The sequence below is a fragment of the Hymenobacter humi genome (genome assembly GCF_042665855.1).
GTDB lineage: Bacteria > Bacteroidota > Bacteroidia > Cytophagales > Hymenobacteraceae > Hymenobacter > Hymenobacter humi.
In genome coordinates this window covers 2069213-2095781 of record NZ_JBHTEK010000001.1, presented here as the reverse complement: position 1 = coordinate 2095781, position 26569 = coordinate 2069213, and the positions used below count along the sequence as shown (strand labels likewise).

The window sequence follows — 26569 nt, the reverse complement described above, 5'->3', positions numbered from 1 at the left end:
CGTGCTCCTGGCCCAACCAGCCCACCAGGCTCATGCCCGTGCCCGCGGAAATGCGCTGGGGCAAGGGCCGCCTGAGCCTGAAAAACCCGCTGAAGCTGCAGCTGCAGTCCTCTTCGGACCCCATTGTGGAAGCCGCGGCGCGCCGCCTGCTCACCCGACTGCAGGGGCTTAAGGAACCCGCTACCGGCCCAACACTCCAGATTCGCTACGGCCGGCCCGGCAGCCCCGAGAAGTTTGACGAGGAGCGCTACAGCCTGCGCGTGACGCCCATGGGCGTGACCATCGACGCGCCCACCAGCCTGGGCGTGCTGCGGGCGCTGGCCACCCTGGAGCAGCTGCCCGTCGCCGAAAAAGCAGCGCTACCTGCCCGAAGTTGATATTCAGGACCAGCCGCGGTTTGCGTGGCGCGGCCTGCTGATGGACCCCGCGCGGCACTTCCTGCCGGTGTCGGTTATCAAGCGCAACATTGATGGCATGGCGGCCGTGAAGCTCAACGTGCTGCACTGGCACCTCACCGACGACCAAGGCTTCCGGGTGGAGAGCAAGGTGCTGCCGCGCCTGCACCAGGTAGGCGGCGCCGACGGCTACTACACCCAGGCCGAGGTGAAAGACGTGCTGGCCTACGCCACGGCCCGGGGCATTCGGGTGCTGCCCGAGTTCGACGTGCCCAGCCATGCCACCAGCCTGGATTGCCTCCTACCCGCGCCTGGCGTCCAACGACTCCACCTACGGCGTGTACCGCAGCTTTCGCACCTCCAACATTGCCATCGACCCCACCAAGGAAACGACTTATACTCTGCTCGACTCGCTGTTTACGGAAATGACGGCCTTGTTTCCGGACCCGTATTTCCACGTGGGCGGCGATGAGAACGACGGACGGTACTGGCGCCGCAACCCACGCATCGTGGCCTTTATGCGCGAGCGCGGCATGGTGAAGGCCGACGGCAAAACCGTGGACAAGCACCACTGCAAACCTACTTCAACCGCCGCGTGCTGGCCATGCTCCAGAAGCGCGGCAAAATCATGGTGGGCTGGGACGAAATACTGGGCCCCGACCTGCCCAAGGAAATCATCATCCAGAGCTGGCGCGGCAAAAAGTGGCTGCTTGACGCCGTGAAGCAAGGCCACCCCGCCCTGCTCTCCGAAGGCTACTACCTCGACCTGAACTACAGCGCCGCCGCCCACTACCTCCCCGACCCGCTCCCGGTGGGCACGCCGCTTACCCCGGCTCAACAAAAGCTGGTGCTGGGCGGCGAAGTGGCCATGTGGTCGGAATTTGCCGATTCGGTGATTGTGGATTCGCGCATCTGGCCCCGCGCCGCCGCCGTAGCAGAGCGGCTGTGGTCGCCCCAGGCCACCACGCAAAACGTGGCGGATATGTACCGTCGGCTCAACCTGGTTTCGGTGAAGCTGGAGGCCCTGGGCCTGCGCCACCGCAGCGCGCCCGCCCAGGCTGCTCGCCCAGATGGCTGGCTCCTACGACGTGGGCCCGCTGCGCACCCTGGCCGAAGTAATTGAGCCGGTGAAGGAGTACAAGCGCCATTTCCAGGGCATGACTTACACGCCCCAAACACCCCTGAACCGGCTGGTGGACGCCGCCCCGGCCGAGTCGGAAGTGGCGCGGCGCTTCGCGACGCTGGTGGACAGCGTAGTAGCGCCGGGCAGCGTGACGCCGCCGCGCCCGGCCGTGTCGCTGCGGCAGCTGGCCGCGCTGCGGGCCCAGGCTGCTTTTGTGGCAGACCAACAACACCCAGCTGCAAATGATGCTGGTGCTCAAGCCTGCCTTGCGTGAGTACGGCCCCCTTTCCACCCAGGCTGGCCGCCGTTTCCAAACTCCTGCTCGAGCGCCTCAACCAATTGCAAACCGGGCAAGCGGCGTCGGTTGGGTGGCTGGCTAGGGCCCGCACCACTCTCGAGGCCGCCCAGGCCCCGGCCGGCCAGGCCGAGCTGGCCATTGTACGCGCGGCCCGCAAGCTGGCCGGCATCTGAGTTTCGTTTCTATCATCCAGCTTCACGTTTTGCTTACCACTTCCAGGCTGCGCACGCTTTTTCTCCGCCTGAGCCTGCTACTGGCGCTGGCCCCGTTCCTGATGCTCACGGCCTACAATCAGCCCTTTTTCGACGACTTCCGCAACGCCTACTGGACGCGGGCGCACGGCATGTGGGGCGTGCAGGAATGGCTGTTCCAGACCTGGACCGGGCGCTTCACCTCCACGTTTTTCATGACCGTGCTCAACCCCGTCACCTACGGCTGGCTGGGCGGCGTGAAACTGGTGGCGGCCGTGTTCTTTGTGCTGCAATGGGCCAGCATTGCCCACTTGCTGCGGGCGTTGCTGCACACCGTGCTGCGGGTGGCCTTTTCGTGGGGCGCGGCCTTTTGGTCCGCGGGGCTGCTGCTGGCCTTATTCTGCAACGCCGCGCCCGCGCCCTTTTCCTTTTTGTATTGGTTTTGCGGCGCCATCGCCTACCGCCTGCCGCTGATTGGTCTGCTGAACTTCACGGCCCTGGCGCTTAGGGTAGGCTGGGGCCCCGGGCCCCACAAATGGCGGTACGCCGCTCTGGCCTGCGGCCCGCTGGTGCTGGCGCTGGTGGGCAACGAGCTGACGCTGGTGCAGGCCCTGCCGGTGCTGGCCTTGTTGGGCTTTGCCCTGCCCCGCGCCGCCCGCCCCCAGTGGTGGCTGTGGGTAGCCGTGGGTGGCGTGGCCGCGGCCGTGGCCACCGTGGCACCCGGCAACTGGGCCCGCGCCCGCGCCATGGCTCCCGATGATGCCCTCCACGCCTACCGCTGGCTGGTGCTCTGGCCCCGCACGGCGTATTCCGCGGTGCTTTTCTCGCCCGCCCCATGACCGGGTTGAGCCTGTTGGCGGCGGCCGGCGCGGGCTGGTGGCTGGGTATCCAGCACCGGGCTGTTTCTGGGGTTTCGCTGCGGCTTTCGCGACGCCAGTGGTGGGCGGTGGTGCTGGCTTTTGTGGTGCTGAATGGCATTGGGTTCCTGCTATTCCGCTACCTGATAGTGGGCGCCCCGCTGATGCGGGCTCAAAACGAAATCCTGCTGGTAATGCTGCTTTCTGTGGCGGCTTTGGCGTGGCTGGCGGCCCAGCATGTGCCGGAAACCGTGAACCGAGTACCGCTTCTGCTGCGCCAGGGCAGCTTGCTCGTTTTGTTGCTGGTGGGCTTGTTCGCGACCGGGCATGTGCCCGAAGCCTGGCGCGAGCTGCTGACCAGCGCTTCTTCCTTCGACACCCAAATGCAGGCGCGGTTCGCGGTACTGCGGGATGCCCACCAAGCCAAAGAACCGACCGTGACACTGCCGCCCTTGCGCCTGCCTTACGGGCACGTGCTCATTCCGCTGCGCCAGTTCAGCGATTTTATTGAGTTCGATATTGACCTGACGACTGGCTGCGAAGGCAACATTAACGGCGTGATGGAGCGCTATTTCGAGGTGCCGGATGTGTGCTGCACGCCCTCCTCGCCGCCGATTGTGGTGAAGAAATAACGGCCCGGGCTGCCTGTAGCTCCGCTGTTGGCGGTTATCTTGGCCCTATGCAAGCAGAAATTACCCACGCCCTGGCAGAGCTCAACTTCACGGCCATCGACTTTGAAACCGCCAACGAGCGCCGGTCCAGCGCCTGCGCCGTGGGTGTGGTGCGGGTGCGCGGCGGCCAGATTGTGGAGACCTACCAAACCCTGCTGCGGCCCCGCGAGCTGCGCGTCGACTGGCGCAACTATCAGGTGCACGGCATTGCCGAAACCGACCTGCACGACGCGCCCACCCTGGCCGACGTGTGGCACGAGCTGCTGCCCTACCTGCACCGCCAGCCCGTGGTGGCCCACAATTCGGCCTTCGACGTGAGCGTGCTCGAACACACCCTGCGCGACTACGACCTGCCGACGCCCGCCTTTCACTGCCTGTGCTCGGTGAAGCTGAGCAAAGTGGCCTGGCCGCAGCTGGAACGCCACAAGCTCGACCACGTAGCGGCCTACTTTGGCATTCCGCTCAACCACCACGACGCGCTGTCCGACGCCCGCGCCTGCGCCGAAATCACCGTGCAGGCCTTCCGCTCCAGCGCCTATCTGCCCCTGTGCTTCAAGCAGCGGGAGCTCACTGCCGGTTTGGCCCGGCGCGCAGCCAAACCAGGTTTTTCGGTGGCGAGATAAGCCGTACAATCATTTGCCGCTACTTCAGCTGCTCAAAAATCAGAGGCCCTGCCTGGTTTTGGCTAAGAACTAGCTTCCTGAATCAGGTGCTTTAGACAGCTATGAGGTAACATTTTGCCGCTGTAGTAGCAGCGAAACCAGCTCAACGGCTCAGCCAAACCGGCGCGGCTGCAGTAGCTTGCTGCTCTCATTTCCCCCTTTTCTATGAAGCGTCCCCTCCCGGTCTATTGGGTTAGCTTGTTTCTGGCGCTGCCCCTGTGGAACGCCTGCCAATCCTCGAAATCAGAAGAGCAGTCCACGAGCGGAGCCGCCAAAACGCCGTTAGCCGAAGCGGCTCAGACCCCGAATGCCACGCAAGCCGAGGCGCTGGCCCAGCGTTTCAGCCCAATTATCAGGGGAGCGTGGGTAAGCACAGACTATCTGGCCGCGGTCCAAAAACGAAGTCGCCGCTCAAAGCCGCCGCTTCAGTGGGCGAGGTATCCGAAATCCACATTAACCCCGCGGCCCGAACCGGCGACAGCCTGGTGACGGAACTGGGCCTGGGCAACCACGAGGGCGGCAACATGACGCTGTACTTCCGGGCCGGCCAGCAAGCCAACGCCCTGCCCACCAGCTTCCGCAACTACGACTCGCCGGGCAGCTTTGCCGAGTTGAGCTACCGGGTCGGGGGCCGCGACACCACGCTGCAGCTCACCACCTTCAGCCAGGAGCGCAAAGTATTGTCCCGGGCATCTTACCAGCGCGTGGCAGGCGCCCGCCCGGGCACGCTGGGGGCGCTAAACCGGGCCGTGAACAAGCTGCTTTTCGCCGGCAGCTACACGGGCGTTGATTCCCTGGGCCGGCCGGTACGGATGCAGTTCGAGGCCGATGGCCGTTTGAAAGGGCTCAAAGGCTTCAAGAGCTACTCGGTCAACACGGACTTCAGTGGCGGGCCCGGCGCCGACATCGACCACCTTGTGCTCGACCCGCAGACTCCGCACCGCAAGCTGATGGGCTACCACCACCGCGCCGACACGCTGCGCCTGTACGCGGCCAAGCTGGTAGAGCCCCGGCTGGTGGCCGGCTCCCAGGACGACTATACCCTACCCGAACTAGTGCGCGGGCGGCTGCTCTTCACCCTGGTGCGGCGCTAGTAGTAGCCGCAGCGGGCTGCTTAAAACAGCACCGCCACCTGCATGCGGCCGGTGTGCACGGTGTTGAGCCGGCTGGCTTTGCGGCCATCGTAAGCTACGCTGATGTTCAGGCCGTTGCTCAGGCGCTGCTCCACGTTCAGGGTCCAGGTGTAGTTGCTGCCGGGCCGCAGGGCGTTGAGGATTTCGGTGGCCACCACGGAATTCGGGTTCGTGCCGGCAAACTGCACGCGTGTGTACCGGGTGGCCGCCGTGATGGTACGCTTGCTAACCTGACTGAGGCGGGTTTCTAGGCCCAGGCTCGTCGAAGATGCCGGGGTTGAGCTCGGCGTCTTTGATGTCCAGCGTGTTTTGCTTGCAGGTGTGCAGGTAGGTGCCCGTGAGGCGCAGCGAGGGCGTGGGCTGGTAGCTGATTTCGGGCTGCACAGCATAGACCAGCAGGCGGTAGTTGCGGGTGGGGAGGTAGGTGCTGTTGGATTCGCGGATGTCGCGCGTGCCGGTGAGCCGGCCGGTGAACGACGTGGCCAGCGTGCGGCGCAGCAGCAGACTCTGGGTGCTCAGGTTGCGCAGGTCGGAGCCCTGCGCGAGCAGGCTTTTCTGCTGGGTTTGCTGCACGGTGAGCTCGGCCCCGAAAATGGGGTTCGAGCGGTTGAAGTAGAGCGTGTTGCGCACCAGGCTGGTTGAAGGCCAGCAGCTGCTCGTCTTCCTTGTCGTAGCTGAAGGGGCTGAGGCGCGAAATTAGGGAAGTATCAGTGGTGCGGCGGTCAACGGTGATACTGGTGAGCGTGGCAAAGCGGGACGCTGCGGCGCGCCAGCCGCCGGCCTCGCGCCAGCCGCGCGGGGCCGCCGTGGTGAGGCGGTAGCTCAGGCGGTTGGTGAAGGCAATGAGGTAGTCGGCCGTGGGCAGATACACCTTGATGTAGGTGCGGTACTGCGCATCGGGGGTTTGAGCCTCAAAAAACTCGTCCTTGTCCTGCTGGCCGTCGCCGTCGGCGTCGCCGCCGTAGTAGTGCGTGCCCTGCCCCACCGCCGGTACCGGCAGAAACGAAAAGTCACGCTTGAGCTCGCGGCCGGTGGCCACGCTGTAGCTCAACTCCGAGCGGATTTGGTTTTGCAGCAGGCTGGCGTTGTAAAACACCTGCCCGAGCACCGTGCGGTTGCGCGCCAGGCCCAGGGAGTCGAGGTCGCGGTAGGTGGCTAGCAGGCGCAGGTCCTGGGTTTTGCCCAGGCGCGAGGCCAGCGTGCCCTGCCAGGTTTGGGCGGTGCCGCGCCGGCGCAGGGCGTTTTGCTCGGCGTTGGGGGTTTGGTCGCGGCGGTAGCTGTAGTCGAGGCGGTACTGGGTGCGGGCCGAGTCGCGGCTCTGGATAAAGACGTTGTGCTCGTCGAAGTAATTGGCCGAGCGGATGGTGTCGGTGGTGGCGGAGCTGACGCGGTTTTTGTCGAAGCGGTAAGTATAGCCGGGCACGATTTTGCCGCTCACAAACCGGCCGGTGGCCTCGCCCCTGGCCCAATTGGAATGGAAGCGGCCAGCGTCGGAGTTGAGCACAAACAAGGAACCCCGCATTTCCAGGTTGCCCACCTTTTGGGCCGCATCCACCCAGTGCTGCAGGCCACTCACCTCACCGGACCGGAAGCGCCGGCTGAGCCGGTAATTGACCCCGTTGTTGACGTCCTTGGCCAGGCCCACGCTGAAATTGAAGATGTTGTCGGAGCGCGAGGCCGGGCCGGCGGCGGTGCCCTGCGCCGAACTCACGGCGCTCCAGTTGCGGTCAAACTCGATGTCGCGGTAGCGGTCGATGGGCGCAAAGTGCCGGGCCGTGTACTCGTAGTCGAGGGTGGAGCGCAGGCGGTAGTTGCGGAGCACGCCCCCGGCCAGCGCGGCGGGCAAGGCGCGGTCGCGCACCACGTAGCCCATGCGCATGGCCCCGTCCTGGGCGCTTTCCGAGGAGAAGCGGTTGCGGTCAAGCCGGGAGCGGGCGGCGTCAAAAAACACCGTAGTGCTGCTATCGAGCCGGTAGCTCACCCCGCCCGACAGCATCTGCTTGAGCAGCGGCGTAGGCACACGGCGCACCGGCTGGTAGCGGCCTAGGCCTGGCCCCACGTACTCGTACACGCGCCCGTTGCTGGTCACGTCGGTGGTGCTGAGGCGGTAGTCGCCGTTGCCCTGGCCCAGATCGGTGAAGCGTACCGAAAACACCTGCCCCAGCGTATCGGCCCCCACGGCTCGGCGGAAGCTGCCATTGGCAGTATCGCGGCGGTAGAGCACCTGCGTGCGGGTGTAGGGCACGGCCTCGGCCCCGGGCGCCACGGCAAACGCCACGTTTCCGGCCCGCTGCAGCTCGGCGCGCAGGGTGTCGTTCAGGTTAAGATTGGGCGCATTGTTGGGGTTGTCGGCTTCCTGGTAAAAGTTGCCGCGCACGCTGAGGCGGCCCAGGCTGCTGGTAGTGGCTGGCGGCCACCAGCGAGCGGGCATAGTTGAGGTCCGAGTATTCGAAATCAATCTTAATCCGGGAGTTGCGGGTGATGAGGTGGCGCGGGGTAAAGGTGACCTCGGCCAGGTTGTAGTCGATGGTGTAGTCGGCGTCGAAGCCCCGGGTTTGCAGGCGGCCGTCGAGGTAAACCCGCTCCGAATTGGCCAGCACAATGATGAACTGCTCGCCGTTGGGCCCGCTGAGGCGGTACGGGCCCTGCACGTTTTCGATGGGTGCCACGTCGATGCTGGCAAACTTGCCCTTGGCCACCCCACCGGCTACGGAAGTAGAGGACTGCCACCGGAGCCCATTGCGCACGCCCGAGCTGCGCACGGTGGTGCTGGTCATGGCGGCGGTGTCGCCGAGCGGCAGGGGCACGCCCGCCCCGGGCACCTGGCGGTTGGGGTCGGTGAGTTGGGGCTGGCTGATGGCCGGCGGGTTGAGCGTGGCCGGCGAGGGCCCGGTGGGGAACTGATTGGGCGGACCGCTGGGCGCCTGCCCGGCCTGCCCGTTCAGAAACACGGCATTCGACACGCCAGGCGCCGCGCCCAGGCCCGCCAGACCTACGATGGGCGGCCCAAAATTGGCCTCGGCCGCCGCGCCCTGTATGTTTTTGTAGTAGCGCAGGAAGTAGTCGGGCTTGTTGCGCAGCACCACGTCGCCGGCCGTCAGGTTCCAGTTGGGGTTGGTGAGGGTGATGTAGATTTTGTCGAACTGCTGCAGCTGTTGGGTGTTGCCCTCCGGCTGAAACGGCACGTTCTGGTCGGAGATGGCGGCCGTGAGGTTGATGTTCTCAGTCAGCTTGCCTTCCAGCTGCAGGTTGAGCGCCGAGTTCACAAACACGTTCTGGGTGTTGCCAAAGCTGATGCCCCGCGCCAGGTTGCCGGTCTTGCTGATGCCGGGCGTGCTCAGAATCTGCTCTTTCACCGAGAAATCCTCAAACCGCATGGGCCCGCGCCGAAAGCCCAGGCTGTCCATCTGGCTCAAGGGCCGCCGGAAGCGCGCCGCCGACAAGCGCAGCGGCAGCACCCGGTAGCAGAGCAGCAGCGAGTCGGGCATCGGCAGGCCGCTGGTATCGCGCGGGGCCGGCCGAATCCAGCGGTACTGGTCGGTGCGGGCATCGTAGGCCACAGCACGGCCGTTGGCCGTTACCGACGAGGGCACCACGGTCAGCGTATCGGATAGGGCAAAGTTGGTAGTATCGCGGCCCGGCACAAGCTGCACGTAGCGGCAGCGGCGGCTGCTGGGCGGCGGTTCCTCGCCGCGCACAGGCGGTTTCACCTGCGCATTGGCCCGGCCGGTAAAAAACAATAGCGCCGCAATGAGCAGGCCCGCAAAGGGGAAGCACAGGCGTAAACGGCGAATCATGCAGTAAAGGTCGGGTGTGGCGGGTAACGACAACGGCGGGCAGTTTCGTGCCGTGGCGCTTAGCGCCGGGCGGCTTTATCCGGCCCGGGGCAGCTCAATAAAGAAGTCCGTGCCCTCGCCCACCCGCGTTTCAAACCAAATCTGCCCGCCGGCGCTCTCAATCCCCCGCTTGGCCACCGCCAGCCCAATGCCGGAGCCGGTTTCCTTGGTCGTAAAATTGGGCACAAACACCTTATCCCGCACGTCGTCGGGAATGCCGGCGCCGTTGTCGGAAATGGTCACCCGGATGCGGCCGTTCTCCAGTCCGGCCAACGCCACCGTAATGTGGGGCAGGCGACTTTCGGGCACGGCCTGGCGGGCGTTTATCAGCAGGTTGTTGAAGGTGCGAACCAGCAGGTTTTCATCGGCAAACACCACATAGCAACCTGATTCGGCGTCCGGGGCCAGGTGCAGCTCCAGAGAGCCGTCGTTGGCATCGGGCTGGTAGAGGGCGGCGCAGCGGCGCAGGATGGCCGCCACGTCGAGCCGCTCGGGGCGCATAGCGGGCAGGTTAGTAAAGGTGCTGAAGGACGTGGCAATGTCGGTGAGCACGTCAATCTGCGTGATGAGGGTTTGCGAAATCCGCCCGATGAGCTCCTCGGCATTGGGCCGGCGCTCGGCAATGGCTTTCTGTAAGTACTGCAAACTCAGCTTCATGGGCGTGAGCGGGTTCTTGATTTCGTGGGCCACCTGCCGGGCCATCTCGCGCCAGGCCGCTTCCTTTTCCTGCGCGGCCAGCTCGCGCTTGCTGGCCTCCAGCTTGGTAACCATGGTGTTGTACTCGCGCACCAACAGCCCAATTTCGTCGTCGGAGCTGCGGTAGTCCAGCAGCTCGTTTTCGCCCGTCAGCGTGGTTTTTGTGAGCTTTTCGGTGATGAGCTTCAGGGGCGCCGTGAGGTGGCGCGCCGCCACAAAAGCCAGCGCCAGGAACAAGAGGAACATCAGCGTGAAGATGTTCAGAATGGTGGTAAACAGCTCGGTGAGCTTGGTATTGAGGTCTTTCTCTGAGTCGAAAAAGGGAATACCAATGTAGCCCAGAATGGGGCCGGTGGGCAGGGCCGTGTCGTCGGCCGCGGTTTGGTCGTAGCCCACGGGCAGGGGCAGCAAGGCCTTAGGCGGGCGGGCCGGCGCGGCGCGGCGCCGCCCGCTACCCGGCCCGATGGCGTGCCCGGCCAGGTCGGCCACCACCGTTTCGCCTACGCCGGCGCGCACCGGTAGGTACAGCGCATTGAAGGAGAGGGAGCCGGCCCGCTCGGTGAGCAGGGCGCGCTGGCGGTTGTGTTCCCGCAGCGCCACCAGTGCGTGCGGGTTGAGCAGTGGCCCCAGCAGCCCGGCCTCAAAAATGAGGGGCTGGCTGCTGGCCAGCAGCTCGCCGTGCACATCGTAGAGGTTCAGGTCGGTTTCGGTGAGGCCGGCTACGTTTTTGGCCAGCGCGGCCAGCGTGGGGCGCGCGGTGGTGTCCGACAGCAAGTGGCGCTGGTGGCGCAGGCTTTCCAGCGCCAGCTGCCCCCGCCGCTCGTAGGTGCGGGACAGGTCGCGCTGGTACGAGGCAATGAGCTGGCTGGCCGTGGCCACGCTCACCACCAGCAGTGGCACCACAATGCCCACGTTGAGCAGCAGCTGAATGCGCGCGCTAAAGTTGAGCCGCAGGTTCAGCGCTTCGCGGCCCCGCAGCAGCAATAGCAGCCCGCTCATCAGCAGCCAGAAAAACGAGGAAAGCAGAAACTGGAATGAAAAATTGGCCAGCCAGTCGCCCGGGGAGTACGTGGCCGTGGTCACCACCACGGTTCGGTCGCGGGAGCCGCGCACGGCGTAGTGGTGGTGGCCTTTGCGCACGATGCCGCTCTCGTAGAGGCGCGGGTCCGTGAGCAGTTCGGCCGGCAGGCGATTGGCGTAGTCGAAATCGCCCTCGCTATACACCGCCTGGCCTTTGTTGTAGCCGGCGTAGCTCAACTCGGTGGCCAGGCTGGGCTGAAAAACTTCTGGTCGACCAGCAGCTCGGGCAGCACGCTGTAGGTGGTGAGCTTCTTGAGCGTGAGCTCCACGCGCACAGCCCCGAGTGGCAGCCCGAAGCCGCTCACGCGCGTGCCCGGCACCGTGATTTGGGCCACGTAGCGCCGCGAGCTGAACGGATTGCCCGAGTTGAGTAGGTACACCCCTTGCTGGTCGGTGGGCGTGGCCACGCGTTCGAGGGCAGCGCGGGCCTCCACCAGGCTGGGCGTGCCGGGCAGCGCGCCCAGAGGCTGGCCGGCCTCGTCGTACAGGGTAATATTGCTCTCGTACTTATCGAAATAGTCGCTCAGGTACTGCCGGGCAATGCGCTGGCGCACCGCCTCCGGCTGCCCAAAGGCGGCCGAGAGTGATTTGCGCACAAAGGGGTCGCGGGCTATTTCCCGCATCCGCTCGCCCAGCAAATACTCTCCCTGCAAATCATTATCAATAAGCAGGTTGCCGGCCAGGCGCTGCTTATCTACCAGCAATTGTTTTTCGAACTGCGCGTACAAGGCCAGGGCACCGGTGGCCGAGGCCAACGCCAGCAGCAGCACAATCAGAACTGAGGCCTGGTAGCTGCCCGTGATGGGCCTGGCCCGCAGCCCGGCGGCCCGCACCAACCAGGCAAACAGCAGCAGCACGCCCACCAGCAGCACCCACGGCTCGCCCAGGGCCAGCCCCACGCCCAAAACCGGGACCGCCCCCACGGCCGGCACCAGCAGCAAGGCCCTGCGCGACACGTGCTGCAGCAATGCCCCGGCCAGCTGCGTGAGGCCAAAAAGCCCACCAGCCACGCGGCCGTGTGCAGCAGCACAGCCAGCGCGAGCACCACCCAGAAGCCTGAAATCTGCAGGTTGCGCGTCACGTCCAGGCTGAGCTGCGAGCTGCCAAAAGCCGTGGTGTAGTACTGAAACAGCAGCCCCAGCCACAGGCAGAAGGCCACGCCCACGCCCGCCAGCGCCACGCCCTGCTCGCCCAGCGTGCGCGCCGGCCGCACCCTCGCCAACACGCCCGTGCTGCGCCACAGCGCCATGCCGCCCGCCGCCACGAGCAAGGCCGTGAGCGAGTTCAGCAGCAAGTCGCCCAGCGACGGGGCCCACCACGACGCGGCGTACACGCGGGGTCGAACAAAGGCAGTTCGATAAAAGAATAGGGCAGCCCCAGGTAGAGCAAGCCCGCGCGCAAGGCCAGCAGCGGCAAGACCAGCGCCGCCACCGCGGCCTTCTTCCACCGCACCTGCCACCAGCGTCGTGCCAGCAGCAGCCACCCGGCCGCATACAGCAAGCTGCCCAAGCCCAGCAGCACCAGCGGCACATACTGCCCGGTCAGGGGGTTGGGCCGCAGTCGCTTGATGGAAAACAGATATCGGCCATTAGCAGCTTCGAAACGCGCGAGGTCCTTGGCCGTGCTATCGGCCACTACTTCCAGCTCAAGGCCCCGAAACAGGGCCTGCTCCCCTCCTTCCCGCAGGTAGCGGTTGCTGATGCCATAGTGCCGCTCCAGGGGCACGTAGGTCAGGATGAGGAAGCGGCCGGCTCCGCGGCGCAACAGCAGATAATGCCCTACGGACGTCTCAATTACCTGTTCCGGGCTGGCATTCGTCACTTCTGCCTCGGGCCGCAGCGTGGCATCGGACCAGTAGCGCAGCTCCCCGTTTTCGAACACGCAAGTCGGAAAAGTAGTCTGGTCCAGCAGCTTTTGGAAGCTGTAGTTGCCGCGCGGCAGTTGCTGGGCCACCGAATCGGCCTCGCGTTGGGCCTTGGCTTCTGCCTCTTGCACCAGCTGCTGCAGGCGCGTTACATCGGTGCGCTCTACTACGCCCGGCTCTTGCGCGTAGCGGCTGGCCAGGTACCCGCCCACAAAACACAACGCGGCCGCCAGCAGCAACAGCCAGGGCAAACGACGCCTCGCAGGAAGTTGAACCACGGTTAGCTTGAGTGTTGAGAAACGTGTAGAAAGAGAGTAGCGAAGTGCGGCCCGGCAACCAAAGGGGCTGGCGGAGCTTGGTTTGCCACTTGGCGACAGCAAAATAAAAGCCGAAGAAACGTCAGATTACGCCGCTTTCTCCATTCTTGCTCCATTCTTGGCCCAACGGGTAGTTAGCTCGGCAGTTCAGCTCTTCCGCAAAATCCACGCCTAACAAAAATGCCACCTCGCGGCGGCATCCTTTTCATCGTAGAAAGACGTCTTACGAGGCCTTGCAATAGCGCGAGTCAAAATGCGTGCCTCCGAAAGCGTACAGCATCACCGCGCGGGCATACCGAAACATAAGCGGCGTAAACGCCAGTACGGCCAGGGCCACCACCAGCACATACACCCACACGTCGGGGTCGTGCGCCAGGAAATACAACAGCACGCCCACAATGGCCACGATAAAGGTCGAAAAGCCGTAGCTGATGTACATGGCGCCCCAGTAGAACCCCACTTCCGGTTCAAAGGCCTGCCCACACACGGGGCAGGCGTCTGGCATTTCGTCGAACTTGCGCAAATTCAGGGCCGAATGGGAAAACAGCTTGCCCTGGTGGCAACGGGGGCAGCGCAAAGCCAGCAGCGCAGGCAGCGACGACGGGGTGTCGGCCACTATTTCTTGGCGGCCTTGGGATGCGTGCGGCGGTACCAGAAGTACCCCACGGCGCCCATCAGGATGTACGGCACGGTCATCATGTACACGATGCCTTTGTTCAGGCCAGCCACGTCGTAGTCGTCGCGCTCCTGCCGCGCCGATTCTACCTGCGACTTACACATCACGCACTGGGCACTGGCCGCCAGCGGAGCCAGGCTCAGCAACACGCCCAGCAGCAGGGCAAAAGCGGAGGCAAAAAGAGTCTTTTTCATAGGATTAGAACACGAGGATACAGGCAAAGTTTCTCCTTTGGTTTGTCTTTACCTCTTAAATAAAGTTAGGTGTAATACGGCGAAATCATGAAGTAAACGATAACTCCTGTCACCGAGACATACAGCCAGATGGGGAACGTCCACCGGGCAATGGCCTTGTGCCTGGTGTACTGGCCGGTAAGCGCAAAATAGAGGGTAAACAGCACCAGTCCCACCGTGACCACGGCCAAGGCAATGTGCGTAAGTAGCAGAAAGAAATACACGTAGCGCATCGCGCCAACACCCCCAAAATGAGCACTGTCGGCCTGCGAGTGGTAGGCCACGTACGAGAGCAAAAACAGGCCGCCCAGGGCGAAGGCTGTGCCCATCATGGCGCGGTGGCGCAGCACCTGCTTTTGCCGAATGAAATAGTAGCCCGCCACCAGGCACACTGCCGTCAGGGAGTTGAGCACGGCGTTTACGGCCGGCAGAAACTTCACGTCGACGCCCGGAATGCGGAACAGCTTCGGAAACGAAAACAGCACCGCCACCAGCAGCGGCACCACCACCCCCAGCGTGCCCAGGATGATTTTGTAGCGGGTATAGTCGCCCGGCGCCATCACGGGCCGGTGTAATTCGTCAGTGGGGGTGTTCATAATCGTAAAGCTGCACGGTGACCTCCGTGAGTAAGCGGTCTATCTCGCGGCCGTCGGTGCCGTCGTAAATGCCCCGCACCCGGCGTTGATTGTCAACCAGTAACAGCCGGCCCGCGGGGATGTTGGCAGTATACACCGCCCCCGGCAGCCGTTTGGGGTCGGCGGTGAGCCGGAATTCCTGCAGCACCAGCCGCCGGAGTGTGTCGGCCGGGCCAGCCAGGAAAAACCACTTGCCGGCAATGGTGCCGTATTGTTCGGCCAAGCGGGTCAGGGAAGCGGCTTGCCGGGGGTCAGGGTTGAGCACAAAGGTTACCAGGCGCACCCGGGGCTCGCGCCGGAACTTCTCCTGCACCCGCAGCGCTGCCGCGCCACGCGGGCGCTGGCCGCATCGTCGGCGTAAAACTGCGCGATGTACAAGCCTTGGCTCAACTCCTTGCTGCTAACGTCCCGCCCCGTGGAGGCCGGCAGCTGGAATGGCTCAATCTGGTGGAAAACAGTATCGCGCCGCCACTCCCCGCCCACCTGCGTGGAATCCACGCGGTCGGGCAGGTAAGTGGGCAGCGCGTAACGGTTGGTGCCGAAGCGAAACAGGAAAAGAAACGCCAGTACCGGCAACAATAGCAGCAGCCCCAGCAACAAGGTTTGGCGGGGCCGCATCCGCTATTTGAACATGTTTTGCAATACTTCGCCGATGAACGAGCCTTCGGTAACCAGGGCCACCAGCAACCACACCAGCAAAGCCATGGGGATGAGAATGGTCCAAATCAGGCCCTTTGTCTCGTGCTTGAGGTGCATGAACTCGGCCACAATGAAGAAGGCCTTCAGGATGGTGAGCACAATGAAAATGCTGTTGCGAAGGGTGCTCGGGTCCATGAGGAACACGAACATGAATTCCACGGCCGTGATGCCGACCAGAATGCCAAATACCCGCCAGATCCAAGCGGTATTAGGCTTGGCAATTTCCCCTACCGGGAGGTTTTCGTTAGTTGCGTGAGCAGCCATAATCTTGTTTGTCGTCCTGAGCGCTGCGAAGGACCTTATCACCTTCGCGTCAGTAGAGTTAAAAAAGCGGAGAAACGAAGCCGTGATAAGATGCCTCGTTTCTCCGCATTACAAATTACACCAGGTAAAAGAAGGTAAATACGAATACCCACACCAGGTCTACGAAGTGCCAGTAGAGGCCGATTTTCTCAATCATCTCGTAGTGGCCGCGCTTGTGGAACGTGCCGTTGGTGGTGGCAATGAAGCACCAAATCAGCAGGCAGACGCCCGAGAATACGTGGGTGCCGTGGAAGCCGGTGATGAAGAAAAACAGGTCAGCAAAAAGAACTGGCCCGTATTCGTTCGTGGCTAGGTTCGCACCGTGGAACACCGTGCCGTCGGCCATTAGCAGACCTTTTTCTGAACCGTGGATAAAGTGGCTCCACTCCCAGGCCTGGCTCAACAAGAAAGTGCTGCCAAACAGGATGGTCCACAACAACCACTTCTGCACGTCGTTCTTGTCCATGCGGTGGCCGGCTTCTACGGCCAGTACCATCGTCACGGAGCTCAGAATCAGAATCATGGTCATCAAAGCCACGAAACCCAGCGGCACGTCCATGCCGTGTAAGCCCGGGAAGGCGTTGAACACGCGGTCCGGCACAGGCCACCAGCGGGTGCTGAACACGAACTCTCCAGTGCCGGTAAATACTTCGTGCTTGTGACGAATGAGGCCGTACGTGGTCAGGAATGCGGCAAAGGTGAATGCGTCAGAAAGCAGGAAGAACCACATCATGAGCTTGCCGTAGCTCGCCTTGAAAGGTTCGTTGCCGCCGTCCCAGTTGCCGGTGCGTGGGGCGTCTTGGGTAGCGGAAGCAGCGGGCGGCTGCAAAGTGGTCGGTTGGGCCATAGCGGACAGCGTAACGTCAGTTTTAGTGGTTCAAAAGTAAGAACAAATACAGGTACAGCCAAAGCCCGCCCAGGAAGTGCCAGTATAAGGTTGCATTGCCGATGGAGAGCAGGGCACGCGAATGCACCTGATAATTAAGCACCCGCTTGAGTACTACCGCCAGAAAAATAAGGCCCGTTACCAGGTGAAAAGCGTGCACGCCCATCAGCACGTATACGAACGAACCGGAAGGATTGGCGTCGGCACCGCCAAAGTACGTGTTGCCGGCTACCAGGTCGCCAAAGCTGTAGTACTGGCCTACGAGAAACGCCAGGCCCAAAGCCAGGGTAATGCCCATGGCGGTTTTAACGCGCCCGATTTCGTCCTTGCGCGCTGAGAAATAGGCCCATTGCATGCTGGCACTGCTCAGGGCAATGAGGATGGAATTGATGAGCAGCGACGCCGGCAGGTCAAACTCGCGCCAGTTGCCTTCGTCGCGCCGCACAATGTAGCCGCTGGTGAAGGCCGCGAACATCATCACAATACTGAAAATAAGCAGGATGAGCAGCACCCGCTTGGGGTGCCAGCCGAGGCCTACTTCCTTTTCGGATAAAATTTCGGAAGGGTTCATAAAAAGGAGAAACGTCGGCTTACGTCGGCGCAGGTTTATTGATAAAAATGGACAAGCACATACGCGAGTATGCACTCATTTATAACAGCAAACACCTAGATTTTGTCCAGTACCAGCGCGATTTGTACGATGGGTAAGTACAGAAAAGAAGCAAACATGATGCGCAGGGCCGACTTGCGCGACTGGGTGCGCATTAGATGCACCGTAAGCAGTAAAAACAGCACCCCGCACACCACCGCCACCACCGCCGAAACGCGCCCCGAAATATTAAATAACAGCGGCAGCAAGCTCAGCGGAATTAGGAGCAGCGTGTAGGTCATTATCTGGAAGGCCGTCCGGATGTCCCGGTTGCCGGGCGAAGGCAGCATCTTGAATCCCGCCCGCTTATAGTCCTCATCGGCTACCCAGGCAATGGCCCAAAAGTGCGGAAACTGCCACATAAACTGGATGCCAAACAGCACCCACGCCTCTACCCCGATGTAGCCAGTGGCCGCCACCCAGCCAATGAGCGGCGGCAGCCCGCCGGGAATGGCGCCCACCGCTACGCAAATGGGCGAAATCGTTTTAAGCGGGGTATAAATAAAGCCGTAGAGAATAAGCGACAGCAACGACAGCGCGGCCGTGAGCGGGTTAAAGTAATGGGCCAGCAGGCCCAGTCCGGCCACGCCCAGCAACACGCAAAACACCCATGCCTCGGCTGGGGAGAGAATCCCCAGCGGTAGCGGCCGTTGAGCCGTGCGGGTCATCAGCTTGTCTAGTTCCCGCTCGTGAACTTGGTTGATAATGTTGGCGGAGCCCGTTACGAGCAAGCCGCCCAGCATCACGAGCAGCGCCCGGCTCCAGCTAAAGTCATGCGCTCCCAGCATGTACCCAATGGCGCTGGAAAACGCCACCGTGAGCGAAAGCCGGAACTTGAGCAGCTGAAAATAGGCGCGGGCCTTTACCATTAATACCTCTGAAAATTTCGTCGTCGGGCTCAGCTTATTGAGCCGGGCCCAAACGGGGCCGCAAAGTTACGCAACAACGGGGCGGGCGGCATCCGTGGACGCAATTGTTTCCCGGGTTTTTCGGGCCCTAGCCACGGCAAGCAACGTCAAGAACTGGATGCCGAACAAAACCGTGGCCAGTGTAAGGTGCACCGGCTGCACCGCCGCCGGCAGGGAAAAATACGCCAGAATGATTCCGGCTATAATTTCCAGCCCAAGCAAACTCAGCGCAGCTATAACCAGGCTCCGCAACCGCGCCTGTCCCAGCTGCCACAGCTCGTAGCCCATGTACATATTTAGGAGAACCAAAGCCACGGAAAACATACGATGGAGGCTAAAGGAACTCCCCAATTGAGCCACCCACGTTTCCCGGCCTGCGTAGCCTGCTGCCGCTGATACGATATCGACCTGCTCCCGCACCTGCGTGCCCAGCACAATTTGCCAGAAGGTGAGCGACAGCGCCGCCCAAATCACCCACTGCAGGCCGGCATCGGGCACTTTTAAAGAAGTACCCGTCACTGGACTGTTTACCTCATCTGCGTTCGCAGCCAAGCCCAGCTTTTCCACTCGCCACTGCGCCCGGTCTACGGCATAGAGCAGCATCGCGACAATCACCAGCGCCAACGCCATGTGAATCGTTACCATGACCGGCAGCAGGTTGGTCGAGACCACTAGGGAGCCCAGGTACCCCTGCACGCCGGTGAGCAGAAATGAGCCCAATGCGAGCCAGAAAATTGGCCGGTCGCGGCGCCAGTACGGCAACGCGAAAATAACCGTCAGAAAGACAAAGACGCCAATCAGGGCCCCGAGGAGCCGGTTCACGTATTCAATCCACGTTTTCACCGGATTGAAATCGGTCTCGATGTATTGGGTGGGATGCGCGAAAATGCTGCCGGCGACCTGAGCAAAACCCAGTTTTTCTAGAGTCCGGGCAAGCTTTTGGTTTTTAGCTACTCGCTGAGCCGTGTAGATTTCCTTGTAATTGGCCGGCAACTGGCTGGCCTCAGTGGGTGGAACCCACTGCCCAAAGCACTTGGGCCAGTCTGGGCAACCCATGCCGCTGCCGGTGCTGCGTACCACGCCCCCCACCAAAAACAACAGGTACACCGATACAACCGTCAGGATACCAACCACGCGAAAGCGGCGAGCCTGCTGGACTTATTTGTAAGCTACTCATCATTTTATAAACAACTTTGTCAAGCAATAGTCCCCAGCTTTTGGGAAATATGCGGGGGTATAACAATAAAAAGGGCCGCCGGTGAGGCGGCCCTTTTTGGGACTTACTTAAGCTGCTCGACTACTCTGCCATGTCCTGCTCGTAGGGCAGGTTCGACGAATGGGTTTGCGAGAACGGCACGTTCTGCGGAATGAAATCCACATCGGAGCCGGGCTTGCTGTAGTCATAGGGCCAGCGGTAAACGGCCGGGATTTCGCCGGGCCAGTTGCCGTGGCCGGGCTCGATGGGAGCCGTCCACTCAAGCGTGGTCGAGTTCCAGGGGTTCTGGGTAGCCCGACGGCCGCGGTAGATGCTGTAGAAAAAGTTGAAGATGAAGATGAACTGACCCAGGAAGGCGATGATGGCTGCAATCGAGATGAACTTGTTCATGTCGGCGAATTGCGAGAAGGCATCAAAGCCAGTCCAGGCGTAGTAGCGGCGGGGAAACCGGCAATACCAACGTAGTGCATGGGCATAAACACGAGGTACACGCCAATGAACGTCAGCCAGAAGTGGATGTAGCCCAACTTCTCGTCCATCATCCGGCCGAACATCTTCGGGAACCAGTGGTACACGCCAGCAAAGAGGCCGAAGAATGCCGAGCTACCCATTACCAAGTGGAAGTGAGCCACCACGAAATAGGTGTTGTGCATCTGAATGTCGAGCGTGGCATTGCCGAGGATTATACCCGTCAAACCACCCGAGATAAACAGCGACACGAAGCCGATGGCGAAGAGCATGGCCGCGGTAAAGCGGATGTTACCGCGCCAGAGCGTAGCCAACCAGTTGAACACCTTCACGCCCGAGGGCACGGCGATAATCAACGTCAGGAACATGAAGACCGAACCGAGGAAGGGGTTCATGCCCGTCACGAACATGTGGTGAGCCCACACAACAAACGAGAGCAAGGAAATACCAATCAGCGAGCCAATCATGGCACGGTAGCCGAAGATGGGCTTACGTGCATTAGTAGCCAGTACTTCCGATACCATGCCCATAGCAGGCATAATAACGATGTACACCTCGGGGTGGCCCAGGAACCAGAACAAGTGCTGGAACAACACCGGCGAACCGCCCTGATTGCTCAAAGCCTGCCCGGCAATGTAGATGTCGGACAAGAAGAACGAGGTGCCGAACGAGCGGTCGAAAATAAGCAGCAGCGCGGCCGAGAAAAGCACCGGGAACGACAGGATACCGAGAATAGCCGTCAGGAAGAAAGCCCAGATGGTGAGCGGCAATTTGCTCATGCTCATGCCGCGGGTACGCATGTTGATTACCGTCGTCACATAGTTAACACCGCCCAACAGCTGCGAAACGATAAACAAAGCCATGCTGACCAACCACAAGGTCATACCCGAACCAGAGCCTGGAATGGCCTGGGGCAGCGCGCTCAGCGGCGGGTAGATTGTCCAGCCAGCAGCGGCCGGGCCCGTCTCAATGAACAGCGACGAGAACATAACCACGCTCGACAGGAAGAAGAACCAGTACGAGAGCATGTTCATGAAGCCCGATGCCATGTCGCGGGCACCCACTTGCAGAGGAATCAGGAAGTTAGAGAACGTACCGCTCAAGCCTGCCGTGAGCACGAAGAACACCATGATGGTGCCGTGCATGGTCACCAAGGCCAGGTAGAATTCCGGGTTCAATTTGCCGGCCTGAATCCATTTGCCCAGGAAAGGCGTGAGCCATTCCATTGAGCCTTCGGGCCAGCCCAACTGCAGACGGAACAAGCTCGACAGCGTACCACCCAGAATAGCCCAGAAAATACCCGTAATCAGGAACTGCTTGGCAATCTGTTTGTGGTCCTGGCTGAACACGTACTTCCACAGCCAGTGTTGGTCGTGATGTTCGTGGTCGTCGTGATGCAGGTGGTCACCATGTTCGGTGGTAGGCACCGGAGCGGTACCAATACCGCCCTGCGCTTGCACGCCTGGCGAAAGATTGGGTTTGGCTGCCATGTCTGACATAAAGGGATACCGTTAAGTAGTTATTAGTAGGAAGCAGCCAAGGGGGCAGGTGCGGCTTCTTCGGCTTCGGCAGGCTCAGCTGCTTGTGAAACCAGTGCTTTGGGTTTCTGTTTCAGAGCCGCCAGCACTTCGGGATTTTTCTGCGAGAACGACTGCTGGGCCGCGTACCAGTTCTGGTAATCGTCCGGCTCGTCCACAATTACAGTAGCCTTCATGGCGAAGTGGCTGCCGCCGCATACCTGGTTGCAAGCCAGCTCGTAGTTGAACGAAGGGTTGCCCAATTTGGCGCGCATCTCGTCCGTGGTCATGGTCGGGGTGAACCAGAAACGGGTGGGCATGCCCGGCACGGCGTACATCTGTACGCGGAAGTGAGGCATATACACAGCGTGCAATACGTCGCGCGAGCGAATCTTCATCAAAATCGGAACGCCTTTGGGAACGTGGATTTCGTTGGTGGTGAAGTCGTCCAGGGCCGCCTTATCGCTCAGGTCAAAGCCGAATTCATTCACGGCGTCAATCATGCGGTAATTTACCACGCCTAGCTTCATGTCGCGGCCCGGGTAACGCACCAACCAGTTAAACTGCTTGCCCATTACTTCCACTACTACAGAATTCTTCGGAGCCGGGCCGGTGATGCGCGTCCAGGCCTTCCAGCCGGCAAAAATCAGGGCCGCCATTACAATAGCAGGGATTACCGTCCAGATAACTTCAATCTTGTTATTGTGTGCAAAGAAGTAAGCACGGCGGCCTTCTTTGTGCTGGTACTTATAAGAGTAGATAAAGAGCAGCGCCTGAGTGATAACAAAGGCCACGCCGATTACGCTCATCGTAATCCAGAACATACGCTCCATCTCGTGCCCGTGAATTGAGGCAATGGGCGGGTTCATCTTGCTGAAGTTCTCGACAAACGAGTAAGCGAACCAAGCACCGCCCACCACCATGAACACCAGCATCAAAATAGCATTTACGCTATTGCTCATGCCGATATCCCGGGTGAACGTACCCGAAAAAATAGAAGTCAGAATCTGCAGGCGAAACAGCAGGCCGAACACGACCAGCAGCAGCACCAACACTAGCAAAATAGTAAGAGCCGTCATTGAGTTTTTAGTATTAAGTATTACGTATTGAGTATTGAGAAAGAGTCTGGGCACAGACCCGCTACTCAATACTTCATACTAAAATCTTAGGTAGTGTGGTGAACGCTCTCGTCCAGGAACGGATGATGAACGGGAACGAGCGAAGCAGAAGCCAGACGACGCGTAAACAAAATCAGGAAAGCACCGAGGAAAATTGCGGCTACGCCAATCTCAATTAAGAACCCGTTCTCGCCTTTCAAAGTGCCCGGCATTAGCATCAAATAAAAGTCTGACCAGTGGCCAATTAGAATGGCGATGCAGACGATTTTCATGATAATCATTTGGCGCTTGGCATCGCGGGTCATCAGGCCCAGGAATGGAAATACGAAGTTGATTATCAAGTTGAAAAAGAACATGCCGGTATAGCGGCCTTCAAACCCGCCGAGGCGCTGGTTGTAGTAGACTGCTTCTTCGGGCAAGTTGGCGTACCAAATCAGCATAAACTGCGAGAACCACACGTAGGTCCAGAAAATGCTGAAGCCAAACATGAGCTTGCCCAGGTCGTGCAAGTGGTTGGAAGTTAAAGCGCGCAAGTAGCCCGCTTGTTTCAGGTAAATGGCGGTAAGCGCAATAGCAGCGATGCCCGATACCCACCAAGAGGCGAATACGTACCAGCCAAACATGGTGCTGAACCAGTGGGTATCAACCGACATCACCCAGTCCCAGGCCGACATCGAAGACGTTACGGCGTACAACACGAGGAACAGTGCCGAAGCATTGATGCTCTTGTGGAACCACACCGTGCCACCCAACCGGTCTTCGGCCAGCGAAAGCTGACGCAGCTTCCAGCTGAAGTAGGCCCAGATACCGAGGTAGACAATGGTACGAATGAGGTAAAACGGCAGGTTCAGGAAGCCGCTTTTGCCGGCAATGATGGCGTCATAGTTCGGGTTGCCCTTGTCCATAATGCCCTCGTGGGTCCAATGGAAAATATCATGGCGGCCCAGCAGAAACACCACCAGCATGATTACGGCCCCCGGAATAACCCAGGCACTCAGGGCTTCCGAAATGCGCTTAATCATTACCGACCAACCGGCATAGGCTACGTAGTTGATGGCCATGAACACGGTACCGATGGTCGATACGCCGAGGAAGAATACGTTGCTATGCCAGAGGCTCACCAGCAAACGCTTGAGCCAAACCGGGCTGCCTTCGTGGTGTACCGAGGCACCGGCCCCGTGGCCAGCCGAAGCTCCCAGGTGGCTGGCCGCTTCGCCAGCGGCGGCATGGTGCTCTTCGCCCCAGCCCATGATGGCAGCCAGCAGGCCGATGATAAGCACCACCACGCCAGCTACGATAATCGTAATAAAAGTCTTACGGGCGCCATCCGTAACAACGAGCTGTTCAGCCGTGGCGCTTTCTTGATGCGTCAGAGTTGCCATAGTTATTTGTTGCCGGGAAAGTAGGTGACACCGGAACCATTGGGAGCAACGGTCTTGCCTTGCCCGGGAGTAGCAGAAGCTTTATCGGCCTGAGCCTGGCCAGCGGGGCCTTGATAGGCACGGTCGGTTAGCTCACTTGGGCTAGCGGTGGTGGCGGGGGTGTTGGTAGGACCTTTTGCAATGAGCTTGGTCAGAGCATCTGGGCCTTCGCCGCGCTGCAATACCCGCACATACATTGCAATTTTCCAACGCTCCTCAGGGTTCACGATGGAACCATGGGGCATCATCCGGTTACGGCCCCACTGAATGACGTGGTAAATGTGCCCGTCGTTCATGGTTTTGTAAGCACCTGCCGCGTAGTTCGGTACACCCTTAAACTTCGCTCCTACCGGCCCGTCGCCAGCGCCAGCTTCACCGTGGCAGTGCGAGCAGATGCGGGTATACAGCACCTTGCCCTCTTCCAGGTTGGCCTTGGTGTAAGGGAACGGGTTGCGCAGAGTACGCTCAGCGATGCCGACACTATCCTTCGGAATGTGATTGTAGTAGTCAAGCTTACCCAATGGCACGGTGGCAATGGGGGGCGTGCGCTCGTTGATGCCGAACGCATTGACCTTGTTAAAGCTCGCCTGCTTAAGCGGCTCGTAAGGAATGGGGTCGTACATCTCCGGCGCGTACTGAACGCCCGGGTCGTCGGCGCGAGGAGTACATGACGAGGCTAGCCCTACGGATAACAGCAGCGCCGAAACGCGCAAGCTCAGGTTCAGCGGATGCATCATTATTTGGTGGTCATTTCTTTTTGGTTGACTTCTGAAGCGCCGTTGTCGCGCAGCAGTTGGGTCAGCCGGGGAAATTGCGAGTGGTTGCATCCAACTCGATGGCCATTACGAATTTGTCGTCGGTAGCACGCACATCCATCACCGGCACTTTAAAGCGGGGATACAAGCCCGTGATGGTGAAGAAGGTGATGGCCATCCCGTGACAAGTGAAGAACACTGTCAATTCGAATGCAACTGGAATGAAAGCTGGCAGAGCAATGTGAGGCTTACCGCCGATAATCATCGGCCAGTCGAAACCCAGCATATAAATCTGGAGCCACAGTGCGAAAGACAAGCCGCACAACCCGAAAAAGAAGGCCGCGATTGGCAGGCGCGAGCGTTCGATGCCGAGGGCATCGTCGATGCCATGCACGGGATAGGGCGAGAATACGTCGTGGATTTTCACACCCGCGGCGCGCACGTTTTCAACGGCGTGCAGCAGCACATCTTCGTCTTCGAAGATACCAAGGGCAAAGTGCTTAGTCATGCTTGTTATAGTTTACAGGAGCCGTAGCCGGTGCCCCGTGAATGGCAGGTTGAGGAGCGTGGGCAGCGTGGACGGCCTTCTTGGGGTTGTAAGTCGGGCCGTTGTCCACGGTGTATTTGAGGATGGTTTTCACCTCGGCCATGTTAATCACAGGGAAGAACTTTGCGAAGAGCAGGAACAGCGTGAAGAACAGACCCAAGGTGCCTACATACAGACCGATGTCGATGATAGAGGGCGAGAACATAGCCCAACTCGACGGCAGGTAGTCGCGGTGCAGCGAGGTTACGATGATTACGAAACGCTCGAACCACATGCCGATGTTAACGATAATCGACAGGATAAACGTGAGCGGAATGCTGTAGCGAACGCGGCGGAACCATACCAGCCTGCGGGGTAATCACGTTGCAGGTCATCATCGCCGCATATGCCCACCAGTAAGGACCAGTAGCGCGGTTGATGAAGGCGTACTGCTCGAACTCAACCTGCGAGTACCAGGCAATGAAGAACTCCGTGATGTAAGCCACACCCACGATTGAGCCGGTTACCATCATGATTTTGTTCATGAGGGCAATGTGCTCCAGGGTGATGTAGTCTTCCAGGCGGAACACTACGCGGGTAATCAGCATCAGCGTTAGTACCATGGCGAAACCGGAGAAGATAGCGCCAGCCACGAAGTAGGGAGGGAAGATGGTAGTGTGCCAGCCCGGTACAACCGAGGTAGCAAAGTCCATCGATACAATGGTGTGTACTGAGAGTACCAGCGGAGTCGAAACACCGGCCAGAATCAGCGAAACCGTTTCGTAGCGCGACCAGGCTTTGGCCGAACCCTTCCAGCCGAAGCTCAGCATGGAGTAGCTGAACTTAGCGATGGTGCCCTTGGCACGGTCACGGATGGAGGCGAAGTCAGGAATCAGGCCGATGTACCAGAACACCAGCGACACAGTGAAGTAGGTCGAAATGGCGAATACGTCCCAGAGCAGCGGCGAATTGAAGTTCACCCACAGCGAACCAAACGTGTTCTGGAAGGGGAATACCCAGTAAGCCAGCCACGGGCGCCCCATGTGCAGTACCGGGAACATAGCAGCGCAGATTACGGCGAAAATCGTCATGGCCTCTGCCGCCCGGTTGATTGACGACCGCCATTTCTGACGGAACAGCAGCAGTACCGCCGAAATCAGCGTACCGGCGTGGCCGATACCTACCCACCACACGAAGTTGGTGATGTCCCAGGCCCAGTTTACAGTTTTGTTCAGGCCCCACTCCCCGATGCCGTACCACACCGTGCGGTATACGGAATAGAAAAATATGCCCAGAAAGAACAAGGCTACACTCAGGGCAGCCATCCAACGGATGTTGGGCTTGGCTTCTACCTGATAGCAGATGTCTTGCGTTACGTCGTGTAGCGTCTTACCCCCGGTTACGAGCGGCTCGCGTACGGCTGATACGTGCTGCAT

The 26569-nt window shown here is 60.6% G+C and carries 28 protein-coding genes and 4 pseudogenes; 10 read left to right on the top strand and 22 right to left on the bottom strand.

Annotated features, from left to right (window positions below):
- Window positions 1-32: 32 nt before the first annotated feature.
- The 10 genes and pseudogenes from ACFQT0_RS11725 (at window position 33) to ACFQT0_RS11680 (ending at window position 5291) form a co-directional block, all read left to right on the top strand.
- Window positions 33-377: a beta-N-acetylhexosaminidase N-terminal domain-containing protein gene (locus ACFQT0_RS11725; RefSeq protein WP_380202927.1), complete on the top strand. Its 345-nt coding sequence runs from the start codon at window positions 33-35 to the stop codon at window positions 375-377.
- A pseudogene (locus ACFQT0_RS11720) lies at window positions 364-696 on the top strand (family 20 glycosylhydrolase); the annotation flags it as partial. The gene ACFQT0_RS11725 and the pseudogene ACFQT0_RS11720, both read left to right, overlap by 14 nt.
- A pseudogene (locus tag ACFQT0_RS11715) lies at window positions 674-877 on the top strand (family 20 glycosylhydrolase); the annotation flags it as partial. The pseudogenes ACFQT0_RS11720 and ACFQT0_RS11715, both read left to right, overlap by 23 nt.
- A 5-nt stretch (window positions 878-882) precedes the next feature.
- On the top strand, window positions 883-1518 hold the full coding sequence (locus ACFQT0_RS11710) for a family 20 glycosylhydrolase (RefSeq protein WP_380205993.1): 636 nt from the start codon (window positions 883-885) through the stop codon (window positions 1516-1518).
- On the top strand, window positions 1466-1792 hold the full coding sequence (locus ACFQT0_RS11705; protein ID WP_380202925.1) for a hypothetical protein: 327 nt from the start codon (window positions 1466-1468) through the stop codon (window positions 1790-1792). The genes ACFQT0_RS11710 and ACFQT0_RS11705 overlap by 53 nt, the downstream gene beginning before the upstream one ends.
- Window positions 1789-1989, top strand: coding sequence for a hypothetical protein (locus ACFQT0_RS11700; protein ID WP_380202923.1), 201 nt, complete (start codon window positions 1789-1791; stop codon window positions 1987-1989). Before ACFQT0_RS11705 ends, ACFQT0_RS11700 begins: the two co-directional genes overlap by 4 nt.
- Before the next feature lie 29 nt (window positions 1990-2018).
- The gene (locus ACFQT0_RS11695) at window positions 2019-2846 is read left to right on the top strand and encodes a hypothetical protein (protein ID WP_380202921.1); all 828 of its coding nucleotides are present in this window, start codon (window positions 2019-2021) and stop codon (window positions 2844-2846) included.
- Window positions 2843-3496: a hypothetical protein gene (locus ACFQT0_RS11690; RefSeq protein WP_380202919.1), complete on the top strand. Its 654-nt coding sequence runs from the start codon at window positions 2843-2845 to the stop codon at window positions 3494-3496. The genes ACFQT0_RS11695 and ACFQT0_RS11690 overlap by 4 nt, the downstream gene beginning before the upstream one ends.
- 47 nt (window positions 3497-3543) lie before the next feature.
- Window positions 3544-4158 (top strand): 3'-5' exonuclease, encoded by a 615-nt coding sequence (locus ACFQT0_RS11685; protein WP_380202917.1) that lies wholly within the window; start codon window positions 3544-3546, stop codon window positions 4156-4158.
- A gap of 467 nt (window positions 4159-4625) precedes the next feature.
- Window positions 4626-5291, top strand: coding sequence for a hypothetical protein (locus tag ACFQT0_RS11680; protein ID WP_380202915.1), 666 nt, complete (start codon window positions 4626-4628; stop codon window positions 5289-5291).
- Window positions 5292-5311: 20 nt separating this feature from the next.
- Here ACFQT0_RS11680 and ACFQT0_RS11675 read toward each other — a convergent pair whose 3' ends face one another.
- The 22 genes and pseudogenes from ACFQT0_RS11675 to nrfD all read right to left on the bottom strand — a co-directional run bounded on the left by ACFQT0_RS11675 (window position 5312) and on the right by nrfD (window position 26569).
- Complete coding sequence (locus tag ACFQT0_RS11675; protein ID WP_380202913.1) at window positions 5312-5518, bottom strand: hypothetical protein; 207 nt, start codon at window positions 5516-5518, stop codon at window positions 5312-5314.
- A 59-nt stretch (window positions 5519-5577) separates the two neighbouring features.
- Window positions 5578-7761: a hypothetical protein gene (locus ACFQT0_RS11670; protein WP_380202911.1), complete on the bottom strand. Its 2184-nt coding sequence runs from the start codon at window positions 7759-7761 to the stop codon at window positions 5578-5580.
- Window positions 7652-9127 (bottom strand): hypothetical protein, encoded by a 1476-nt coding sequence (locus ACFQT0_RS11665; protein WP_380202909.1) that lies wholly within the window; start codon window positions 9125-9127, stop codon window positions 7652-7654. Before ACFQT0_RS11665 ends, ACFQT0_RS11670 begins: the two co-directional genes overlap by 110 nt.
- Before the next feature lie 75 nt (window positions 9128-9202).
- Entirely contained in the window at window positions 9203-11119 is a 1917-nt protein-coding gene (locus ACFQT0_RS11660; RefSeq protein WP_380202907.1) for a sensor histidine kinase, read from the bottom strand.
- A complete protein-coding gene (locus ACFQT0_RS11655; RefSeq protein ID WP_380202905.1) occupies window positions 11116-11841 on the bottom strand; it encodes a hypothetical protein in 726 nt (241 codons plus the stop codon). Before ACFQT0_RS11655 ends, ACFQT0_RS11660 begins: the two co-directional genes overlap by 4 nt.
- 385 nt (window positions 11842-12226) lie before the next feature.
- On the bottom strand, window positions 12227-13057 hold the full coding sequence (locus tag ACFQT0_RS11650) for a hypothetical protein (RefSeq protein ID WP_380202903.1): 831 nt from the start codon (window positions 13055-13057) through the stop codon (window positions 12227-12229).
- A gap of 289 nt (window positions 13058-13346) precedes the next feature.
- Window positions 13347-13739, bottom strand: a complete 393-nt coding sequence (locus ACFQT0_RS11645) for a DUF983 domain-containing protein (RefSeq protein WP_380202901.1) — start codon at window positions 13737-13739, stop codon at window positions 13347-13349.
- The gene (locus tag ACFQT0_RS11640) at window positions 13739-13993 is read right to left on the bottom strand and encodes a hypothetical protein (RefSeq protein WP_380202899.1); all 255 of its coding nucleotides are present in this window, start codon (window positions 13991-13993) and stop codon (window positions 13739-13741) included. The genes ACFQT0_RS11645 and ACFQT0_RS11640 overlap by 1 nt, the downstream gene beginning before the upstream one ends.
- A 65-nt stretch (window positions 13994-14058) precedes the next feature.
- Entirely contained in the window at window positions 14059-14628 is a 570-nt protein-coding gene (locus tag ACFQT0_RS11635; RefSeq protein ID WP_380202897.1) for a DUF420 domain-containing protein, read from the bottom strand.
- A complete protein-coding gene (locus ACFQT0_RS11630; protein WP_380202895.1) occupies window positions 14612-14980 on the bottom strand; it encodes a hypothetical protein in 369 nt (122 codons plus the stop codon). Before ACFQT0_RS11630 ends, ACFQT0_RS11635 begins: the two co-directional genes overlap by 17 nt.
- On the bottom strand, window positions 14938-15285 hold the full coding sequence (locus ACFQT0_RS11625) for a hypothetical protein (RefSeq protein ID WP_380202893.1): 348 nt from the start codon (window positions 15283-15285) through the stop codon (window positions 14938-14940). The genes ACFQT0_RS11630 and ACFQT0_RS11625 overlap by 43 nt, the downstream gene beginning before the upstream one ends.
- A gap of 3 nt (window positions 15286-15288) precedes the next feature.
- On the bottom strand, window positions 15289-15630 hold the full coding sequence (locus ACFQT0_RS11620) for a cytochrome C oxidase subunit IV family protein (RefSeq protein ID WP_380202891.1): 342 nt from the start codon (window positions 15628-15630) through the stop codon (window positions 15289-15291).
- A gap of 115 nt (window positions 15631-15745) precedes the next feature.
- Window positions 15746-16516, bottom strand: coding sequence for a cytochrome c oxidase subunit 3 (locus ACFQT0_RS11615; RefSeq protein WP_380202889.1), 771 nt, complete (start codon window positions 16514-16516; stop codon window positions 15746-15748).
- Between the two features lie 22 nt (window positions 16517-16538).
- The gene (locus tag ACFQT0_RS11610) at window positions 16539-17126 is read right to left on the bottom strand and encodes a cytochrome c oxidase subunit 3 (RefSeq protein ID WP_380202887.1); all 588 of its coding nucleotides are present in this window, start codon (window positions 17124-17126) and stop codon (window positions 16539-16541) included.
- 95 nt (window positions 17127-17221) lie between these two features.
- Window positions 17222-18073: a heme o synthase gene (gene cyoE, locus ACFQT0_RS11605; RefSeq protein WP_380202885.1), complete on the bottom strand. Its 852-nt coding sequence runs from the start codon at window positions 18071-18073 to the stop codon at window positions 17222-17224.
- Window positions 18074-18139: 66 nt separating this feature from the next.
- On the bottom strand, window positions 18140-19246 hold the full coding sequence (locus ACFQT0_RS11600; RefSeq protein ID WP_380202883.1) for a COX15/CtaA family protein: 1107 nt from the start codon (window positions 19244-19246) through the stop codon (window positions 18140-18142).
- Window positions 19247-19409: 163 nt separating this feature from the next.
- Window positions 19410-21286 (bottom strand): annotated as a pseudogene (locus ACFQT0_RS11595) (cytochrome c oxidase subunit I).
- 32 nt (window positions 21287-21318) lie between these two features.
- Window positions 21319-22368, bottom strand: coding sequence for a cytochrome c oxidase subunit II (locus ACFQT0_RS11590; RefSeq protein ID WP_380202881.1), 1050 nt, complete (start codon window positions 22366-22368; stop codon window positions 21319-21321).
- Between the two features lie 110 nt (window positions 22369-22478).
- Window positions 22479-23813: a quinol:cytochrome C oxidoreductase gene (locus ACFQT0_RS11585; RefSeq protein WP_380202879.1), complete on the bottom strand. Its 1335-nt coding sequence runs from the start codon at window positions 23811-23813 to the stop codon at window positions 22479-22481.
- A gap of 2 nt (window positions 23814-23815) precedes the next feature.
- Entirely contained in the window at window positions 23816-24475 is a 660-nt protein-coding gene (locus tag ACFQT0_RS11580; RefSeq protein WP_380202877.1) for a c-type cytochrome, read from the bottom strand.
- A 175-nt stretch (window positions 24476-24650) separates the two neighbouring features.
- The gene (locus ACFQT0_RS11575; RefSeq protein ID WP_380202875.1) at window positions 24651-25115 is read right to left on the bottom strand and encodes a DUF3341 domain-containing protein; all 465 of its coding nucleotides are present in this window, start codon (window positions 25113-25115) and stop codon (window positions 24651-24653) included.
- A pseudogene (gene nrfD, locus ACFQT0_RS11570) lies at window positions 25108-26569 on the bottom strand (NrfD/PsrC family molybdoenzyme membrane anchor subunit). Before nrfD ends, ACFQT0_RS11575 begins: the two are co-directional and overlap by 8 nt.

What these genes read in the sequence shown, in the direction of transcription:
- ACFQT0_RS11585 (WP_380202879.1), bottom strand. Translation starts at nt 23,813, where the DNA reads ATGGCAACTCTGACGCATCAAGAAAGCGCCACGGCTGAACAGCTCGTT.
- ACFQT0_RS11705 (WP_380202925.1), top strand. Translation starts at nt 1,466, where the DNA reads ATGGCTGGCTCCTACGACGTGGGCCCGCTGCGCACCCTGGCCGAAGTA.
- cyoE (WP_380202885.1), bottom strand. Translation starts at nt 18,073, where the DNA reads ATGGTAAAGGCCCGCGCCTATTTTCAGCTGCTCAAGTTCCGGCTTTCG.
- ACFQT0_RS11580 (WP_380202877.1), bottom strand. Translation starts at nt 24,475, where the DNA reads ATGTACGACCCCATTCCTTACGAGCCGCTTAAGCAGGCGAGCTTTAAC.
- ACFQT0_RS11690 (WP_380202919.1), top strand. Translation starts at nt 2,843, where the DNA reads ATGACCGGGTTGAGCCTGTTGGCGGCGGCCGGCGCGGGCTGGTGGCTG.
- ACFQT0_RS11670 (WP_380202911.1), bottom strand. Translation starts at nt 7,761, where the DNA reads ATGCCCGCTCGCTGGTGGCCGCCAGCCACTACCAGCAGCCTGGGCCGC.
- ACFQT0_RS11625 (WP_380202893.1), bottom strand. Translation starts at nt 15,285, where the DNA reads ATGCGGCCCCGCCAAACCTTGTTGCTGGGGCTGCTGCTATTGTTGCCG.
- ACFQT0_RS11575 (WP_380202875.1), bottom strand. Translation starts at nt 25,115, where the DNA reads ATGACTAAGCACTTTGCCCTTGGTATCTTCGAAGACGAAGATGTGCTG.
- ACFQT0_RS11640 (WP_380202899.1), bottom strand. Translation starts at nt 13,993, where the DNA reads ATGAAAAAGACTCTTTTTGCCTCCGCTTTTGCCCTGCTGCTGGGCGTG.
- ACFQT0_RS11635 (WP_380202897.1), bottom strand. Translation starts at nt 14,628, where the DNA reads ATGAACACCCCCACTGACGAATTACACCGGCCCGTGATGGCGCCGGGC.
- ACFQT0_RS11615 (WP_380202889.1), bottom strand. Translation starts at nt 16,516, where the DNA reads ATGGCCCAACCGACCACTTTGCAGCCGCCCGCTGCTTCCGCTACCCAA.
- ACFQT0_RS11725 (WP_380202927.1), top strand. Translation starts at nt 33, where the DNA reads ATGCCCGTGCCCGCGGAAATGCGCTGGGGCAAGGGCCGCCTGAGCCTG.
- ACFQT0_RS11620 (WP_380202891.1), bottom strand. Translation starts at nt 15,630, where the DNA reads ATGGCTGCTCACGCAACTAACGAAAACCTCCCGGTAGGGGAAATTGCC.
- ACFQT0_RS11665 (WP_380202909.1), bottom strand. Translation starts at nt 9,127, where the DNA reads ATGATTCGCCGTTTACGCCTGTGCTTCCCCTTTGCGGGCCTGCTCATT.
- ACFQT0_RS11685 (WP_380202917.1), top strand. Translation starts at nt 3,544, where the DNA reads ATGCAAGCAGAAATTACCCACGCCCTGGCAGAGCTCAACTTCACGGCC.
- ACFQT0_RS11610 (WP_380202887.1), bottom strand. Translation starts at nt 17,126, where the DNA reads ATGAACCCTTCCGAAATTTTATCCGAAAAGGAAGTAGGCCTCGGCTGG.